The sequence below is a fragment of the Methanomethylovorans hollandica DSM 15978 genome (genome assembly GCF_000328665.1).
GTDB lineage: Archaea > Halobacteriota > Methanosarcinia > Methanosarcinales > Methanosarcinaceae > Methanomethylovorans > Methanomethylovorans hollandica.
The window spans coordinates 1,555,586-1,573,130 of the sequence record NC_019977.1 but is presented as its reverse complement, the minus strand read 5'-3'; the positions used below and the strand labels follow the sequence as shown (position 1 = coordinate 1,573,130).

The 17,545-nt window shown below is 41.8% G+C and carries 20 protein-coding genes; 8 read left to right on the top strand and 12 right to left on the bottom strand.

Annotation, left to right across the window (positions count from 1 at the left end; translation table 11 throughout):
* The first annotated feature begins 222 nt into the window (after positions 1-222).
* On the top strand, positions 223-936 hold the full coding sequence (locus METHO_RS07550) for an adenylate/guanylate cyclase domain-containing protein (protein WP_015324949.1): 714 nt from the start codon (positions 223-225) through the stop codon (positions 934-936).
* Between the two features lie 122 nt (positions 937-1,058).
* Here METHO_RS07550 and METHO_RS07545 read toward each other — a convergent pair whose 3' ends face one another.
* Positions 1,059-1,769 carry an adenylate/guanylate cyclase domain-containing protein gene (locus tag METHO_RS07545; RefSeq protein ID WP_015324948.1) on the bottom strand — a complete coding sequence of 237 codons (711 nt, stop codon included), beginning with the start codon at positions 1,767-1,769 and terminating at the stop codon, positions 1,059-1,061.
* Entirely contained in the window at positions 1,766-2,419 is a 654-nt protein-coding gene (locus METHO_RS07540; protein ID WP_015324947.1) for a Pycsar system effector family protein, read from the bottom strand. The genes METHO_RS07545 and METHO_RS07540 overlap by 4 nt, the downstream gene beginning before the upstream one ends.
* A 264-nt stretch (positions 2,420-2,683) precedes the next feature.
* Here METHO_RS07540 and METHO_RS07535 point away from each other — a divergent pair, with 264 nt between their 5' ends.
* The 3 genes from METHO_RS07535 (at position 2,684) to METHO_RS07530 (ending at position 4,312) form a co-directional block, all read left to right on the top strand.
* Complete coding sequence (locus METHO_RS07535; protein ID WP_015324946.1) at positions 2,684-2,863, top strand: 4Fe-4S dicluster domain-containing protein; 180 nt, start codon at positions 2,684-2,686, stop codon at positions 2,861-2,863.
* A 291-nt stretch (positions 2,864-3,154) separates the two neighbouring features.
* A complete protein-coding gene (locus METHO_RS13700) occupies positions 3,155-3,334 on the top strand; it encodes a hypothetical protein (RefSeq protein ID WP_015324945.1) in 180 nt (59 codons plus the stop codon).
* 276 nt (positions 3,335-3,610) lie between these two features.
* Entirely contained in the window at positions 3,611-4,312 is a 702-nt protein-coding gene (locus tag METHO_RS07530; protein WP_015324944.1) for a class I SAM-dependent methyltransferase, read from the top strand.
* 63 nt (positions 4,313-4,375) lie between these two features.
* Here the strand turns inward: METHO_RS07530 and METHO_RS07525 are convergent, their stop codons facing one another.
* Positions 4,376-5,107, bottom strand: coding sequence for a hypothetical protein (locus tag METHO_RS07525; protein ID WP_048831105.1), 732 nt, complete (start codon positions 5,105-5,107; stop codon positions 4,376-4,378).
* A gap of 136 nt (positions 5,108-5,243) precedes the next feature.
* Between METHO_RS07525 and METHO_RS07520 the strand changes: the two genes are divergently transcribed.
* A complete protein-coding gene (locus METHO_RS07520; RefSeq protein WP_015324942.1) occupies positions 5,244-6,434 on the top strand; it encodes a geranylgeranyl reductase family protein in 1,191 nt (396 codons plus the stop codon).
* 1 nt (position 6,435) lies between these two features.
* Positions 6,436-7,440, top strand: a complete 1,005-nt coding sequence (locus METHO_RS14350) for a TatD family nuclease-associated radical SAM protein (protein WP_015324941.1) — start codon at positions 6,436-6,438, stop codon at positions 7,438-7,440.
* Positions 7,441-7,544: 104 nt separating this feature from the next.
* Here METHO_RS14350 and lon read toward each other — a convergent pair whose 3' ends face one another.
* A complete protein-coding gene (gene lon, locus METHO_RS07510; RefSeq protein WP_015324940.1) occupies positions 7,545-9,935 on the bottom strand; it encodes an endopeptidase La in 2,391 nt (796 codons plus the stop codon).
* 80 nt (positions 9,936-10,015) lie between these two features.
* Positions 10,016-10,501, bottom strand: coding sequence for a MarR family winged helix-turn-helix transcriptional regulator (locus METHO_RS07505; RefSeq protein WP_015324939.1), 486 nt, complete (start codon positions 10,499-10,501; stop codon positions 10,016-10,018).
* Between the two features lie 59 nt (positions 10,502-10,560).
* Between METHO_RS07505 and METHO_RS07500 the strand changes: the two genes are divergently transcribed.
* On the top strand, positions 10,561-11,211 hold the full coding sequence (locus tag METHO_RS07500; RefSeq protein ID WP_015324938.1) for a cobalamin B12-binding domain-containing protein: 651 nt from the start codon (positions 10,561-10,563) through the stop codon (positions 11,209-11,211).
* A 190-nt stretch (positions 11,212-11,401) separates the two neighbouring features.
* Here METHO_RS07500 and METHO_RS07495 read toward each other — a convergent pair whose 3' ends face one another.
* From METHO_RS07495 to METHO_RS07485, 4 genes are all read right to left on the bottom strand, one after another.
* Positions 11,402-11,632: a ferredoxin gene (locus METHO_RS07495; protein WP_015324937.1), complete on the bottom strand. Its 231-nt coding sequence runs from the start codon at positions 11,630-11,632 to the stop codon at positions 11,402-11,404.
* A gap of 143 nt (positions 11,633-11,775) precedes the next feature.
* On the bottom strand, positions 11,776-12,165 hold the full coding sequence (locus tag METHO_RS07490) for an iron chaperone (protein WP_015324936.1): 390 nt from the start codon (positions 12,163-12,165) through the stop codon (positions 11,776-11,778).
* Between the two features lie 109 nt (positions 12,166-12,274).
* The gene (locus METHO_RS13335) at positions 12,275-12,451 is read right to left on the bottom strand and encodes a DUF362 domain-containing protein (RefSeq protein ID WP_015324935.1); all 177 of its coding nucleotides are present in this window, start codon (positions 12,449-12,451) and stop codon (positions 12,275-12,277) included.
* A gap of 103 nt (positions 12,452-12,554) precedes the next feature.
* A complete protein-coding gene (locus tag METHO_RS07485; protein ID WP_015324934.1) occupies positions 12,555-13,205 on the bottom strand; it encodes an FmdE family protein in 651 nt (216 codons plus the stop codon).
* A 221-nt stretch (positions 13,206-13,426) separates the two neighbouring features.
* Between METHO_RS07485 and METHO_RS07480 the strand changes: the two genes are divergently transcribed.
* On the top strand, positions 13,427-14,263 hold the full coding sequence (locus METHO_RS07480; protein WP_015324933.1) for a class I SAM-dependent methyltransferase: 837 nt from the start codon (positions 13,427-13,429) through the stop codon (positions 14,261-14,263).
* Positions 14,264-14,373: 110 nt separating this feature from the next.
* Here METHO_RS07480 and METHO_RS07475 read toward each other — a convergent pair whose 3' ends face one another.
* From METHO_RS07475 to METHO_RS07465, 3 genes are read right to left on the bottom strand one after another with little or no spacing between them, the layout of a single operon-like run.
* On the bottom strand, positions 14,374-15,129 hold the full coding sequence (locus METHO_RS07475) for an ABC transporter ATP-binding protein (protein WP_015324932.1): 756 nt from the start codon (positions 15,127-15,129) through the stop codon (positions 14,374-14,376).
* The gene (locus METHO_RS07470; RefSeq protein WP_015324931.1) at positions 15,126-16,196 is read right to left on the bottom strand and encodes a FecCD family ABC transporter permease; all 1,071 of its coding nucleotides are present in this window, start codon (positions 16,194-16,196) and stop codon (positions 15,126-15,128) included. The genes METHO_RS07475 and METHO_RS07470 overlap by 4 nt, the downstream gene beginning before the upstream one ends.
* Positions 16,197-16,220: 24 nt before the next feature.
* Positions 16,221-17,384 (bottom strand): iron ABC transporter substrate-binding protein, encoded by a 1,164-nt coding sequence (locus METHO_RS07465; protein ID WP_015324930.1) that lies wholly within the window; start codon positions 17,382-17,384, stop codon positions 16,221-16,223.
* Positions 17,385-17,545: the final 161 nt, after the last annotated feature.

Genomic DNA, 17,545 nt, shown 5'->3' with positions numbered 1-17,545 from the left:
AAAAACTCCAATTCAATTTGTTTCTTCAAGATTAAGGATTTCTGCAGAGTATATATTTCATAATAAGTGAAGGTTGAACCACTTTTGTATAGTTTTCTTCTTCATTAAATCAGCAGTTGTTGATAAAGGGTATTGAGAAGAATCCAGAAACCAATATTTCAATAAACTTATACACCGGTCGATTTTTATGTAAATTCATCTTTATTAAGATTGGTGGAATTAATGGGATACATTGACGAAATAGAGAATCAAGTTAAAGATTACTTAGATGGGGATTATGAGATAACAGAAACAAAAGGCATCCCTTCAATAGAAGATGTAACTTTTAAGAAAATAGCTAAAAAAATAAAACTATGTGCTTATTGTATTGACCTAAGAAAATCAACAGAACTACTTACAATTCATCAAAAACAAACATCTGGAAAAATTCATAAAGCGTTTCTTGCTGTCGCCTCTAAAGTAGTATTAGAAAATGATGGCGTAATTAGAAGTTTTAACGGTGATGGATTATTAGCATTTTGGCCTGCTGATTACAAATCTCAAATTTCAAAAGCAATAAAAGCTGCAATGATTACAAAATGGTTACTAGACAAGAAGTTATCACTTTATTTTGAAAAGTACGAAAAACTTGATTTTGGAATAGGGATAGATTGGAGTGAGGTCTACATACTGAGAGCAGGCATTCCAAGAAATATAAACAATAACGACTTAATTTTTATTGGTAAATGTGTAAACTATGCAACTGCAATTGCTAACCAAGCAGCTTCTCCAAATCATATCGAAATCTCTGAATCTGTATATCGTAATTTGGAAGATGAGGTTCTTTATGGACTACAAAATGGAAAAAAAGTAGACTTGTGGGGGAATGGAATCGTAAAATGGAAAGGAGAAGATCATAAATCCAAACTCACTAATTGGTATTGGGAAATAGATTAAATATTAGTTTCTTTGAAAATATCTCTTTGGATTCTGTAGAGGTTTTCTTGATCCCATTTTATTGACACCACTATAAACATACTTCTAAGTAGAATACATTCAATGTAGACGCTGAGACAGAGTCAGATACAATTATTCTTATACCAATTATCCATTTCTACACAAATGACATTACCATGGTAACATCCTCTTTTATAATTTTTTCTAAGAAGTTTTTTGTGATTTTCATTAAGTTTATCGTAAACTAGGTTGGATACCATAATTTGTTTGTCATCCCCTTCTTTGTTTCCGTAGCTACATAAATTTGCAGCTTCATTGACAACTTCCCCCATCCAAACAACCTCATTTATTCCACTGCCACTGTATCCAGCTTTAATCATAAGAGCTCTACCATAAGAGATACCAATTCCGACTTTGATAATTTCAATTTCATTTTTTTTAAACTTGTAATTCATTACATTGATTAAAGATGATATCTGTGCTGCTGTGCTAAATGCGTAATATATATTAGTACCAAAGATTCCAGAAACACAATCTCCGACTATATTCACTTCTATACAGGATTGATTTCCATTCATTAAAGCAACAATTTCAGAAACGTAAGAACGATATAATTTTGCTAATTTTGGCCTTTTATGAATAGTTGGTAATTTAGAAGAACCCCGGATATCAACAAATAGAGCAGTACAATCTACATAAAAACCATTATTATAAGTCAGTTTATCTCTTGAAGGAATATAATCAACTTCTTCATAGGAATTGCACTCATCAATAATCTGATCAATTCTTGAAAAACTTTTCATATAATCGTATGATACGTAGTTACTTTTCATAATATCACATACTTACAGATTAACTTCAAAACTAGAAGTGATAGGATACACATGATTAGATGAATAAAAATCATTTTATATTGCTTCATTGTTAGGGAGTTGATAATATTATATAGAAATATTATCGGAATTAATATAGGGCTCAATAAAGCTATTATAGTGAAAAGAAGAGCAAGTTTAAAATAAAAATATTTTCTAACAGTGATATGAGAATTTACAATTATTTGGTTTACGTAGTCTAATTCTAATTGTGAACAATCCTTTACATTCCTACTGCAAGATTCACATAGTTTAAATAAATAAACCTCTGAATCACAGTTGTTTATATCACCATAAAATATGAGATTTCCTTCAATCACTGGCTTCTTAAAGAGAAAGCAATGTTTTATTTTTCTATTTAATACTTCCTCAATTCTCGTTTGAGGCCAAAAAGAAAATAGAGCGAAAAATAGTGAAACTATGCTCAATATTATAAATGAATAGAGATAAATTGAAACTACTGGTTTAATTGGAGTATCGTTTTGAGTTACTATTGTAGCTGCTCCAAAGATTGAAGCCAAATTGAAGGCTATAAGTGCAGCATTTTTTTCTTCTGCAAATTTTAACCACTCGTTAACGTTTGAAAATATGTCCTTAATAGTATCTTCCATTTTGCTCTCCATCTTCTTTGATAACTCACTTCAACCAATGACACTAACCCTGCATATTCTTTTAGCTCTAACTCTGTTCCTTTTTTCAATCTTTCAGATACACAATACTTTTAGGTAAGGTTTATACTTAACCTCCTTGAACTTTAACTTTTGACATGAAAAAACCTTAACTCATACATTAATGTCAAAGTCAAAGGTAAGGATAAAGTACAACCACTCCATTTAAACAATTCCAATAACTTCTATTGATAAGGAGAAACTTTAATGTTCATAGCAGTGTATAAAAACAAGTGTACAGGCTGCGGCTTATGCGTCATTACATGCCAGAATCAAGTACTGACCATCGAAGATGGATCGTGCAGAGCTGTAAGGACGGAGGATTGCAGGTATTGTATGGATTGTGTGGCTTCGTGTGATTTCGATGCTATAAAGGTGTATGTCTGAAGAAAGAGCATCGCAATATAGATACGGATAGTATTTGCACTAAGTTTAATCGTGTTCTGATGTGATGGATCAAGAGAAAAAGTTGATCTTTTCAGACATGTGCAGCATTTTTGTGTTTACATCATAAGGCACCCATATGAATTGAGCTGATCCCATACTATGCATCATATCCTCAGTAGAGATCATGCAATGGGGCTTTTACCAGGCATACATTATCATGCACTGCAAAGTTCCCACAGTATACTGAAATCCTTATTTCCTTAGAAGTCCTTCTGTAATTAGGGGGTAAAAATGAACATAATTGTAACTTGCTACAACTGTCACAGAGAATTTTTTGCTGTGATCACCAGTCTTCAATTTATCCGCAGATGTCCAAATTGCTTCAAGCCGAACAGAGTAAGAACGATCATTGATGGAAAAGCCTACGGTGAGGATTACGTGGGTACACAACTTGGAATAGAATCATATTAATGCCATCAAGTTATGTTCCCTTCCAAAAGCACTGGTTTTGAGCTGTATCAGAAGCATCTTTGCCGTTTTCAAGCTATTTTATAATGATACCAAAAAGATAAAATGGATAAAATACAGCTATTAATACTGAAGATAACCTGTTACCCAAGGTTATCATGAAGGCTCTGTCCACTTTCCACACGGCCCTTTTTATTCACTCAATGCCTTTGTTACAACGATTGTTCTAAATTTACTCCCAGAAGAAAGTCTGAAGTAAGATGAATTGAATTTCTCATCATGGCAGATGTAAAACCCTCTACTGAATCTATACCTCATCTACCAGAGGATTATGATACCCAAGTATCCAAAGTGATTCCTTATTACTTTTCACTTCATCAGGAAGTCATCAATCTTGTCAAAGCACTGCCATTCACACCTGCAATATGGATGGACACTGGCTGTGGGACGGGGTCTTTGATTGCAAAGGCATTGATGGAATTCCCAGAAACCAGGTTTTTGTTATTGGATCCGTCTGAAGGTATGCTTAAGCAAGCCCGGGAAAAACTATCTTCATGTCCTGCAGGAAGATTTAAATTCCTAAGACCTTCTTCCACACAGGAGTTTTTCCAGGAGCTTGAAGAAATACCCGATGTGATCACCGCTATCCAATGTCACCATTATCTTTGTGCTGAAGACAGAATGAACGCAACAAAAGTATGCTATGATCTATTAAAAGAAGGCGGAGCCTACATTACATCTGAGAATATCCGACCTCTCACAGAAGAAGGTATCATGATTGAGAAGCAATACTTGCGTAATTTCCAGTTGTCTATGGGAAAAACCCAGGAAGAAGCAGATACACACCTTGCAAGATTCGATGTAGCATACTTCCCGATAACAGTGGAAGACCATCTTAGATCATTGAGGAAAACTGGGTTCAGGACCGTGGAAATACTATGGTATTCCTATATGCAGGCTGCTTTTTATTGCATAAAGTGATATCCGAAACATTTTCATGGATTTTTAGCCCATGATCAGGACAAAGAACTTTTGTCTCAACAATTACTGCTTATCCAGCAGATCCATTAATGATGCCTTAAGTTCCCCTTCTATGGGCATTACTCTGCGGGAAACACCTTGGAGTTTTGTCAGTGGTGGGATATGAAGCTTCTCCTGTATCCAGGTAACATCCCTTAAGTGCCGAAGGTTGAGGCCATTCTCTGCATATTCATAGCCTCCCCTTACTTTTCCGACGGCAAAATAACTCTCATCTGTGAGAGGCATGATCACAAGATCACCATTATGGATCTCATTGGCAAAACAAAATATATCTTCGGACCAGCTGTTAAGCTTTCCTTCTCCGATGTAACACAAACGAGATCTGATAAGTTCCTTTATGCGTTCGCGTTTTTCAAATCTGTCAAACTCTTTCATGGTTTCCCGCAAAAGACGTGCCTCTTCTCTTAACCGATTGAGTCTGGATGTGAGAAGTTCCAGTTTCTGCTGCTGTAATGCTTCAGGAGAGCCATCAGGCAATTTGATCTTTTCGAATTCTTCCGCAAGTTCTGCTCTGAACTTGTCATCCATCTTCCTATATTCTTCACGCAGATATTCGAAATTCGAGCTTTTCGTGTCAATATATTTCAGGTTGACGATATCATCAGCAAGTTCGTCCATCAGATGGATCTCAATATCTATGGTAACAACTCCCTGTTCCAGGCAAGCTTCCGCCCTCTTTTGGCAGTATCCGGTGTCCACCAGCCAGCAGTTCCTGCTATCATCCATCTGTAACATCCTTTTCTCTTGTTATGAGGAACATATTAAGATGTCGAACAAAAGACACTAATTGGATATCAATTGCGAAGATACGCTGCTCAATAATTAAATATCATGAACCACTCTTATATTCCCAAAAAGATTATTGAGATACATGATCCCTGAAGAATCCTATGACATTATTGTAATAGGCGCCGGTCCTGCCGGTTCCACTGCCGCCACCTATGCAGCCCAGAGAGGTATGTCTGTCCTGTTAGTTGATAAGAAGAAAGATATCGGAGTGCCTCTGCAATGTGGTGGTTTTCTGCCCCATGTTGAGACACTGCAGGAGCTCATACCCAGTGCAGAACTACCCTTCACCCTTGAGGAATACCCTTCAAGCTGCATACATGCCACCACGTCTTTTCAACGATTTATAGCCCCAAATGGCATATCCAAAGGTTTTGAAGTACAGGGAGATGCTCTTGACAGGCGCAGGTTCGATAAACATCTTGCCTCAGTGGCTGCAAAAACAGGCGCACATCTATTGATCGCCACCAATGTGCTGGAAGTGAACAGGACAGAAGTGACAATGGACGGTGCATTCGGAAGATACGAAGTGCAGGGAAAGGTGATTATTGGAGCGGACGGGCCAAATTCCATAGTTGCTGCTTCAAATGGCATGGTAAGAGAACCCGACCCCATGGGAACAAGTACAGCTTTTGAATATGAGCTCTCTGATGTCGACGTGGATAAAGAAGCTGTGGAAATGTATTTTGGGAAAGACTATGTTCCCGGAGGCTATGCCTGGATAATTTCCCAGGGTGGTGACAGGGCAAATATTGGGGTGGGTATCCGGGAAGCTCTCTTTGCAGAACATATGTGTGCAAGGGATTATCTGAACAAGTTCATGTGCCAGCATCCCATTGCCAGTGAAAAATTAAAGGAAGGCAATATCATATCGGTCATTTCCGGACTCGTGCCGGTGGGAGGTGCACCCAGGGTCACGGCCACAAAAGATACTCTTATTGCAGGGGATGCCGCAGGTCATCTCATTGCCACTAACGGAGGAGGCATATCCACAGCCATGGTCGGAGGTAAGCTTGCGGGTGAATCTGCTTCCGATTTCCTGGAAGGGAAATGCAGACTTGAAGAATATGACAGAAGGTGGCGAGCCCAGATGGGACTGGAGATAAGGACTGCTGTGCACGTACGCAAATTAATGGACAGGCTCATGCTTTCGGATGGATTGATGAACACGGCCATCAAGGCCATCTCGCCTGCACAAATGAAAGCTATACAGTGTGGCCAGTTGCCTGATCCAGTGAAAAAGACCCTGCAACGATTAAATATGGGCATGGGCTGACATGTATCTTTTTGTGTATGGCACCTTAAAACGAGAAGGTGTAAGTCATCAGCTCATGGAAAGCGCAACTTTCGTATGCAAAACCCGTACTTCTCAAAAATATGGCCTGATAGATCTTGGTCCTTTCCCGGGAGTACTATATGACCTACGCATATCTTTAATTACTGGAGAAATATATAATATAAACACAGAGCTGTTATGCAAGCTCGATGACCATGAAGGCGAATGGTATTTCAGATCAGAAGTGGAAATGGAAAATGGTATCACTGCGCAGATGTACTTTCTGAAGGATATACCATCCTCTATGAAGAACAGAAGCTTTGTGATCCCTTCAGGTACATGGGAGGATGAAATGGGTGAAAATACTAGGGGAGTAAAAGAAAGGATCTTGTACGGTAAAAATGATCTTGCCCAGGGACATAAAGATACTATTGCCTATGAGGTACATAGTAACCTCTACCTTAACATCACTAACAGATGCAGTGCCAGATGCACTTTCTGCATAAGAGACATTTCAGACGTAGTTTATGGATATGATCTCTGGCTCTCAAGGGAACCTACACTGGAAGATATGATCAGTCACCTCAGTGAACTGGACCTTGATAAATATAAGGAAATTGTTTTTACAGGATTTGGTGAACCTACTGCCAGGCTGTCAGTCCTGCTCAGGATCACAGCATGGCTCCATGAGCAGGGAATAAAAGTGAGACTTGATACCAATGGGCATGCAGCATTGATCAATCCTGATATAGACGTTGTGAAAGAGCTTAAGCAAGCAGGAATGGCTGCTGTTTCCGTAAGTCTGAACGCACAAACCGAAGAACTATATGAGAAACTTTGCAGACCAGTATTCTCGGGATCATATCAGGCTATGCTCACTTTTGCCCGCCAGTGTATTGCTGCAGGCATCAGTACCAGGATGACCGTTGTAAAAGTGCCTGAGATCGACATAGATGCCTGCAAGAAAATAGCAAAGGACATGGGAGCAAGCTTCTTTGCAAGATGAGCTCAATGCAGATGGAGCCAGATAATGTTAACAGAGTATGGAGGAAATACAATTGCATAAAATAATATATTACGGCCCTGCAGGACCGTAATCCTTGCCTGCACTTAAATATTCTGCACGGGTGTTAAACTGCTGCTTCCTGTATTTGATACAAGAGGCTTAGGCAGATCAATGTCAAGAGCTTCTTTCAGCACATCCTCTATGGTCTGCACTGTCACGAACGTGAGTTCGCTCCTGGCATCTTCAGGCACATCTTCAAGATCCCTTGCGTTCTCTTTTGGCAGGATCACCTTCTTTATACCGGCTCTGTGCGCAGCAAGTACTTTCTCCTTTATGCCTCCTACAGGCAGCACTGCTCCACTGAGCGTTATCTCTCCTGTCATGGCAAGCTGCGGATCAACCGCTTTGCCGGTAATGAGGGATGTAAGAGCAGTGAACAAGGTCACACCTGCCGAAGGCCCATCCTTGGGGGTCGCACCTGAGGGCACATGTATGTGAATATCGCTTTTTATAAAGTCAAAGCCGCTCACAGTGTTTGCAAGCCTTGACCTTGCCAGGCTCAAAGAGATCTGAGCAGACTCTTTCATCACATCTCCAAGCTGGCCTGTAAGAGTGAGCTTACCCTTTCCGGGCATGAAAGTGCCCTCTATGAAAAGGATATCGCCTCCTACAGGAGTCCAGGCAAGTCCTGTAACCACACCAGGTACATTCTCTTTCCTGGCTTCTTCCTGCCGGACCAACTCTTTTCCAAGGATCACCTTGAGCATCTCAACCTTCACCTCATAAGGAAGTTCAGCCTTTCCGGACACTATCCTCTCTGATACGAACCTCGCAGTCCTTGCAAGCTGTTTTTTAAGCCCCCTTACACCAGCTTCATGAGTGTACTTATCAATGATGAGCTTCAGGGCTTCATCGTCTACCTTAAGCTTGTCGGCATCAAGGCCGTGCTCTTCCAGTATAGAAGGCAGCAAATGATCTTTTGCAATTGCAAGCTTTTCATTCTTTGTGTAGCCTGAGATCTCTATGACCTCCAACCTGTCAAGCAGTGGCCATGGGATAGTTGCCAGAGAGTTGGCAGTAGCTATGAACAATACCTCAGACAGATCATAAGGGACCTCCAGGTAGTGGTCTGAGAACGTTCCGTTCTGCTCAGGGTCAAGGACTTCCAGAAGCGCACTTGCAGGGTCTCCGGAATATGAAGACGATAGCTTGTCTATCTCGTCAAGCACGAACACGGGATTCTTCGTGCCTGCCTTCTTCATGCCCTGTATGATCCTTCCAGGCAGAGCTCCCACGTAAGTCCTCCGGTGACCCCTTATCTCAGCTTCATCCTTGACACCGCCCAGGCTCACCCGGACATATTTCCTGCCCAGGGCATCTGCAATGCTCTTTCCAAGGCTGGTCTTGCCTGTTCCCGGCGGTCCTGTAAAGAGCAGAATAGAACCCTGCTTCTCATGTTTCAGTTTCATCACTGCCAGATGCTGGATTATCCTCTCTTTTACTTTTTCAAGTCCATTATGATTGCTTTCAAGCACACTGCGGGCTTCATTGATATCAATGTTCTTTTTTTCGTCTATCATCCAGGGCAGATCCAGCAAGAGATCCAGATAGTTCCTTATCACAGGGTTTTCAGGGTTATGGCTGCCACCGTTATCAAGTTTCTTCAACTCCGAAAGGGCTTTCTTTTTCACCTCTTCAGGCATATTTGAACTATCGATCCTTTCCCTGTATCCTACTTCACCCAAGACCGAGTCTTCATTATCATTGAGCTCTTCCTGAATCACCTTAAGCTGCTCTCGCAGCATCGCTTCCCTATGTGACTTATTGACCTTCTCTGCAACCTTCTTTGCTACTTCTATCTGCAGGTTGATGTTCTCTTTCTGCTTGTTTAGTATGTAAAGGAAGGTAAGATACCGTTCACGTAAAGAAACTGTTTCCAGAAGATCCTGTTTCTCTGATATCTTTATGGGCATAAATGGCATGACATAACCCATTATATGATCAATGGAATCCATATCTGCTATCGGACGCGTAAACTCCTCTGAACTATGGAAGCGGCTGCTGATATCATTTATGGTCTTTTTCACATCTGACAGTATAGTTTCCTGGAAATTCTCATCAAGGTCATGGATATCTGGCAATGGTTCGTAGCTGGCATAGAACTCTCCGTCCTTGAGGTACAGGGAAGAAGTCTCTACTCTCTGCAGAGATTTCACATGGATCAGATATTCCTCGTCTGCGGGCTGCAATGACGTTATGTGGAAAAGGATCCCTGTTCTATACAGATCATCTTCAGAAATATCTGGTGGTCTTTTATCGCTCTTTACTGTCAATCCTATTGCGTGCACCGGCTCTCCGTTATTCATCTCAGTTAAAAGTTTCTCTCCGAGAGTCTTCTCTATAAGGAACTTTGTCCGGCTATGGGGATATATCACCATCTCAAATAGGGGTATCACGATGCTTTCTTTGTTATTGCTGGGTTGTTGTGAATACATTATTGATCGTCTCGAAGTATAAAAATCGTTTAGTTTGTATTGCCCTAACTATATATGCGGACAAAACATCGTTGCAGTTATCACTGTATTTTGTGAAGAATTTGTATAAGAGTGTCCATATCGTGTTCATCCAATGCATCTGACATTTTTTCTATGAGTTTTAGTAAAGCATTTTTTTCGGAACGCGCTATCATCTGTCCTTTTTCTGTAAGACAAATATAATAGATCCTGCCATCATCCGCAGACCTTTCTCTGTATACACACTCCATTTTCACAAATTTGTTAACCATCTCCGTGATAGTAGGCTTAGAGTTCCGGGTGATCCTGGCAAGCCTGCTGAATGTTACTTTTTCATGCTCATCAATGGCTTTTAGATATCCTACCTGTTTCACAGTAATATCCGAGAGGCCACATTCAGAGAAGATCTCACAAGAGCACTCGTTTTTAACTTTCAATAAATTTTCAAAAACTACGTACAAATGCTCTTTTCTTTCCATTGTATCCCTGTTCTTCTGGTTAGTTAGGGTTTGCCTAACATATATACTTTTTGGCTTTTCCGGAAACATCGGATATACACCTATCAAAAAGTATTTACCATTCGTCTGTATCCTAAAATACAGGATCTATGTTACAAGAAGATAAACTCCTGGATATGGGATATGAAGCCCTTGTACAGATCAATGAGAATAAGGTCCTGGAAGTTGCCAGAGAATGGATGGATAGTGAATATGATCCTATGAAGCTTCTGAGCAAATTAGCGGAGGCTATGGTGGAAATCGGCAGGAAATTCGATGAAAAGGAATATTTCCTTGCACAGTTTATTTTGTCTTCGAATATCATGGAAAATGTGACCAAAATGGTCCTTGAAGAAATTTCCGGAACCGGACTGGTACCCGAGAATAAAGGAACCATTATTATGGGAACTGTGAGGAATGACATACATGACCTTGGTAAGAAAATAGCTGCAAGCATGCTACGTGTAGAAGGTTTCAATGTGGTCGATCTGGGAAAAGACCTGCCTGCTGAAATAATAGTTCAGAAGGCAGCTGAACACGATGCTGATGTTATCATTGCATCCGCAATGACCACATTATCCATGTCCGGACTCAGGGAAATCAGAGAATTGCTGGAAAGTTTAACTAAAAGGAAGAGAGCTAAATTGCTGGTTAGCGGTGCCCCCGTTACTCAGGAATATGCAGATGCCATAGGAGCGGACGCATACGCAAAAACAGCTGCAGATGCAGTATTGGCCACTAAGAGACTGATGATGAGATAAATGTTGTGTGCGAGTAATGAAAATGGATATTAGCAAGTTCTGAGGTGAAATACATCAGTTAACTCTCGATAAGACCGTGATAGCCCCCTGAGGTATGAACTGCGGGAGAAGAACTTATGGTTCTCAAAAATAAAAAATGGGTTTGTGAAAAATGTGGGGATCTTATTAGTTTAACATGATATCACTGGATTTATCCGTCATTTCCTATGGCATCAACAGGACAAACGCCTAATGCGTCCTCACAAAGATCTTTTTCCTCATCAGTTTTGGGTTGTTTAAAAACATATGCTTGTGGCCTATCATCAGCCATTTTGAAATAATCCGGAGCTGTGTTTACACATAATTCACATGCTATGCACTCTTCATCTACATAGTACGGACCTGGAACATTTTCAGATGCTTTAATGGTTTTGTCTGCCATACTTTACTCCCCCTTGGATGGATAATGTACGTTTGAATTGCATAGTATATAAGACAAACACAACAAAAACAACTGCTTTGGTTATTGCAGATGCACGAAAAGATGATTTGAAGATCAAAATTATTGTTTTTCCAACAATAATGTTAAGCTTTCTCGTTCTCCTCGATACGTGCCTTTACAAGCTTTTTCACAAGCGAGGCAGGAAGAGGTTTATTGACAGGAAAGCGGATAGTGCCCTTGGCAGTATCATAGGATCTGAGCTCATCCCTGTGAGCTTCCATGACTGCCGGGCTCATTACATAAAAACTGCAGTGTGCAGGGAAGGCAGCAAAGGCTACAAGTGGACCTTTGTACTTGAAGGTAGGTATGTGGTAACTAATGCCCTCTGTTGCATTGGGCGCTGTTGCCTGGATAATCTTACGCAGCTTTATCAGCGTAGCACGCGCATCTTCCGGAACGCCAGCAAGATAGGCATCCACAGACTTGGGCCCAGAAACGTTATCGATAATACCTTTTGAAAGGGATTTAGGCATATATTCATTTCACCCTATAATGTATTTGATCCCAACATAGTTAGAACTGCTGCACACACTATACATTTCTTTAATATCTGAAATTAATGAGAGGGAAATTGCAGTGAGCTCAGTCCAGTGAGAGTGCTTCAACAGGACATACGTCTATGCACTGTCCACAATCAACACATGAGTCCGCATCAGCAACCACAATGTCATCGGAACCCAATGAAAGCGCTTCTACGGGACAGGTATCAATACATTGCCCGCATCCTGTACAAAGATTTCTATCAACTATAACTACCATATGAATTTAACTCCCTATTACTTTTTTACGAATATAATACGAACCTATGTGTGAGTATCTTAGATAAATACCTGTCGAATTCATTTTCCTTCCTGCTGTATGCTTACCATCCTCTGGTATATTCCTCATAGCATGGTATGCACACGTATTCCCCGTTCTGCACCCTTGCCCTGGATTCTGCCATCATTTCTCTACATTTGGCACACTGGACGGAGTTGAATATCCTTGCTTTCTGAGGGATCTTGGCATCAACGAACCGTATGTCAAACATTTTCTCTACAGGCGTGTTCCTCATGGTCTGGGATATGCCATCCATACGCTCGCTGAATTCTTTTTTTTCTTCCCCTGTGGCTGTGCCGGACATTACTTTCGGACGCAGTTTGTTCACTTCGGGGTCGATGTTATCGATGTTGAAACTAGCCTTCAGGGCAACCCTTACAGCTTTTCCGCTGTCCCTACATATAAAAGTAAAAACCTGTTTTGCATGGTCCTGATGGATGAGATTACCTTTACCTATAGTGCATCCTGTAAGGACCTGCACTGCATCAACTCCACACGCATCGTTCTCCACAATGGTCACTAGCTCTTCATCTACATCTCTTTCTGCATCCAGTTTTTCGATTGCAGCTTTGGCAGCTATATAACCAATAGTAAGCCCCGGGCACACGTGCCCGTGAAATCTTACAGCATCCTCAAAAGAGGCAATCTTTTTCACAGTATTTTCAGTTGAACATTCGGATGACATGTTGATCATATCAGGTAAAAACAAGGTAATACTTTTAATACTTTTCGTGTTATTCCATTATACATATATTTTTTAGAATTTAATCATATTTGATAGGTAAGAATGAATATAACATTTGATTATGTAAGGACCGGATCTGATAATACTACATATCAATTCTAGAGCACACACATCACAATTACAGATATCACAATTACAGATATCACAAAAATGGAGCAGGTGGATCATATATGGAATACGGAAAAATTGACTGGAATGATGTATGGAAAGAACTCATGACCACTCAGCAAAGACTTGATAAGACAGGCGATAAGAACACACACTGGAACAAAAAGGAAAACGCAGAACGTTTCTGGAAGAGATCACAGACAAACTCTGAAAGAACAGATTCAACACTCAGCGAAATTTCGCTAACTCCTGAATCAAGAGTGCTTGATATCGGATCTGGCCCTGGAAGGCTTTCCATCCCCATTGCAAAGAAAGTCTCCCATGTAACTGCTGTAGAGCCTGCAGCCGGAATGATGGATGTCTTAAAGGAAAATATGAAAGCTCAGGGAATAAATAACATACATTGCGTGAGCAAGCGCTGGGAGGATCTGGATGTTAAGGCTGACCTCGATGCTCCGTATGATGTGGTCATCGCCTCGTTCTCCCTGGGAATGCCCGATATAAGGGAAGCTATACAAAAGATGGAGCAGGCTTCTTCAAAATATATATACCTGTACTGGTTCGCAGGGATCACTCCCTGGGAAGAGCATTCAATTTCCCTGTGGCCTTCTCTTTACGGCACGAATTATGTTCCGGGCCCCAAATGTGATGTGCTGTACAATGTATTGTACAATATGGGGATATTTCCTGATGTGCATGTCTTTTCCATGGACTATACCAACTATTTTTCTTCCGTGGATGAGGCAATGGATTTTTACAGGGATAGGTATGTGATAGAAACACAGACACAGGCAAGTATCCTTCGTGATCATCTGAAGAGCATTCTTGTGCAGGAAAATGGTCAGCTGGTCGAAAAGGGAACTTCTACCCGTGTTCGGATAAGCTGGGAAAAGAAGTGAAATCCGGCATTTATCCGGGTTTTGATATCCATCTTTACTTTCTTGTCCCCATCACCTTCTGATCTCTGGGAATTTGCATCGTACAAGCAATACACATCTCTGGTGTTGTTTCAGGCAGTGGGTATGACTACTGCCACATCATTATAGTTCTGGATAGTTACAGGTACTCCATATACTTCTTCGATTATTTCCGGTGTAATGTCTTCCACACTACCAGCAGCAAATATAGTGCCGTGCTTAAGGAAGAGAAACTTATCCGAGTATCTGAGGGCAAGGTTCAAATCATGCATTGTCATTATGGCTGACACATTCTCTTTTTTGACAACCTCTCTTATAATATTGAGTATTTCGAGCTGGTTCTTCAAGTCTAGGCTGCTTGTGGGTTCATCCAGCAGCAGCAGTTTAGGGTTCTGGGCTATTGCACGGGCGATACCTACTTTTTGCATTTCTCCTCCACTCAATTCATCAATGTATCTCAAGGCCAGTTCTTCAAGATGCAGTTTCCTGATAGTGGCTTCTACAAGCATCACATCTTCGGTAGAGAGATTCCATTTCATATGCGGTATTCTCCCCAGCAGAATGGCATCAAAAGCCGTCAGCCTTGCAGACTCACAGCGCTGAGGTACATATCCCAGGCGCCGGGCTATCTCTATCTGTTCCAGTTTGAGCACATCTTCTTCTTCGATAAGTATCGTGCCTCTTTTGGGTTTGAGGATCGCGTTCATGCACTTTAACAGAGTGGTCTTTCCGACACCGTTAGGTCCCAGTATGGATAGTATCTCATTTCTCTTCAGATGGAATTCTATGTCTTTCAGGACTTCTTTACTCCTGTACTGGAATTCCACACCATCTACTTCAAGTATCATATTCTTCTCCCCTTTAATATAAGGTAAATGAACGTAGGCGCACCCAGGAAAGACGTCAGTACAGCAACAGGAAGCTGGTATGGCTGGATCATGAGCCTTGCCGTGGTATCGGCACAAAGCAGCAACAGGGCTCCCATTACCATGCTTCCTGTCAGCAGGAAACGATGGTCATCGCCGACAAGACGTCGCGTCATGTGAGGGCAGATGAGTCCCACAAAGCCTATGACACCCAGGAATGCCACGATAATGGCAGTGACAAGGGACGCCCATAACATGCCCCAGAGCCTAACTCTTTCAACGTTCACTCCAAGCCCCTTGGCAGTCTCATCGCCTGCATCAATAGCATTGTATTTCCAGCGGTTCAATGTAAAATAGATCATGGAGGCACCCACTATGGCAGTTATGAGCCCGAGCTCTTCCCAGCTTGCCCTTGCAGTGTCCCCAAAGGTCCAGAACACCATGGAGGACAGTTGCACATCATCAGCAAAGTATTGCAGGAACATTGTCCCGGCCGTGAACAGCGACCCCATAGCCACTCCCACAAGGATCATGACCTCCGGACTGGTGCCTCTTATCTTTGAGAAGCCCAGAATGACCATAGTGACCAGCATGGCAAAAACAAATGCAGCTACAGTGGTTACATAGGGATTATTTATTGTGACTGCATCCCCTACACTGCTGCTGGTGCTCCCGGAGCCCAGTATTATAACAGAGAATGCTGCGCCGAAGGCTGCAGCATTGGATATCCCTAAGGTGAAAGGAGAGCCGAGGGGATTGCGCAGTATGGATTGCATCACAACACCTGTAACTGCCAGGCCTGCACCAGCCACAATGGCTGTCAGGACTTGCGGTAAACGGACGTTCCATATGATGCTGTTCCATGTTGTCGAGACTGTGTATCCAGCAAGTGTCCGCACAACATCCAGCGGTGGGATATCCACGGATCCTGTGGCTATCGAAAGCACGGCCACCACAAGCAAAAGCACAAGACCTGTCAGTATATATGTCTTTTTTTTGGCTGTATGCTCTTTATACCTGCCAGCTATGTCCCCTTCTTGGAAGCGCATTTATTCACCATTCTTATTTTTCCCTCAGACATCAAGCTTCGTGAATGCAGGAACCGGGAAGGCGTTGATCATTTTTTCATACACCTGGCGGCCTATTTCCTCATCGCCCCTTCCAACCAGGAATGTATATATCTCGATGGTCTTGTTCTCCAGGTTCACATCCTCAAACCTATCAGGATACAGGAGCTTGCCTGCAAAATAGGCATCAGCAAGCACAGATCCCTGGTTCTGTGTGTACCAGTTGTAGGGGAGCACTCCGTAAACATCTCCTGTTTTTACTGCTGTGAGCTTCCTGTACGACACATCGTTCTGCAGCTGGTACAGAGCACTGGACTTGTCTTCTGACTGGGTTGTCGAGAGGTCCACGAATATTATGTCAGGATCCCATCCAAGTATGCTTTCCTTAGAAACCTCTGCTGTGGTGAGGTTCATAGGATCATATGCCACGTTCTTTGCATTGGTGAAGAGGAATGGGGGATATGTTGGCTCTGTTGACTGGAAGCCGTGCGGGCCTGAGCGGGCTATACCGCCAACGTAACATGTGATCTTCTCTTCTTCAGGAACACCCGCAGTGCGCTCGCTCAGGTCTGCAATGGTGCTGTCAAAGAAGGCAATGAGCTCTTCGGCCCGGTCCTCTTTACCCATTACCTCTCCCATTATGCGGAGTGAGTTGTACATGTCAGCCCTATTGCTGACCATATCGCCGTAGTTCAGGGCTATTACAGGGATACCGGTCTTTTTCTGCAGTTCTACAGGATCGTATCCTGATGTGGAATACATTTTGAAAATGACCTGAGGCTGCGGGTCAAGTGCCAGTATCTTTTCAGGATCGTCATTACCTCTGAATTCCCCGAAAACGGGGTACTCCTTGAACTGGGGATTTGCAATTGCATAAGGTCTGGCATCGAATTTTGATCCCTCGGTTTCGATGCTGTCAACAGCAACTATCCTGTCATGGGCCTCCAGATACGTGAGATATCTAAGGGCGCCGGAACCGGAGCATATGACATACCCAGGAGATTTGGGGACTTCCACTGTTCTTCCAAGGGAATCTGTTACAGTGATCGTATCGTTATTATTCGATACGTTCTGGCTGGTCGATGAGCTATCCATACAACCCGCAAAAAAAGTAGAAGCGATGACCAGTGAAGTAATTACAAATATTTTGTATATGTCTTTTGCATTCATTTGTATTGCTCCTCTAGCACGAAGATGAATTTATTACTCCGAATTAGTATTAATAATTTTGTGTTTTTTATTATTAATTAAAATGAAATAACATGTATCTCTTAAGTTTAATTGCAGAATCAGCGCAATATCAATAAATAAATGAATATATAAATTAGTGA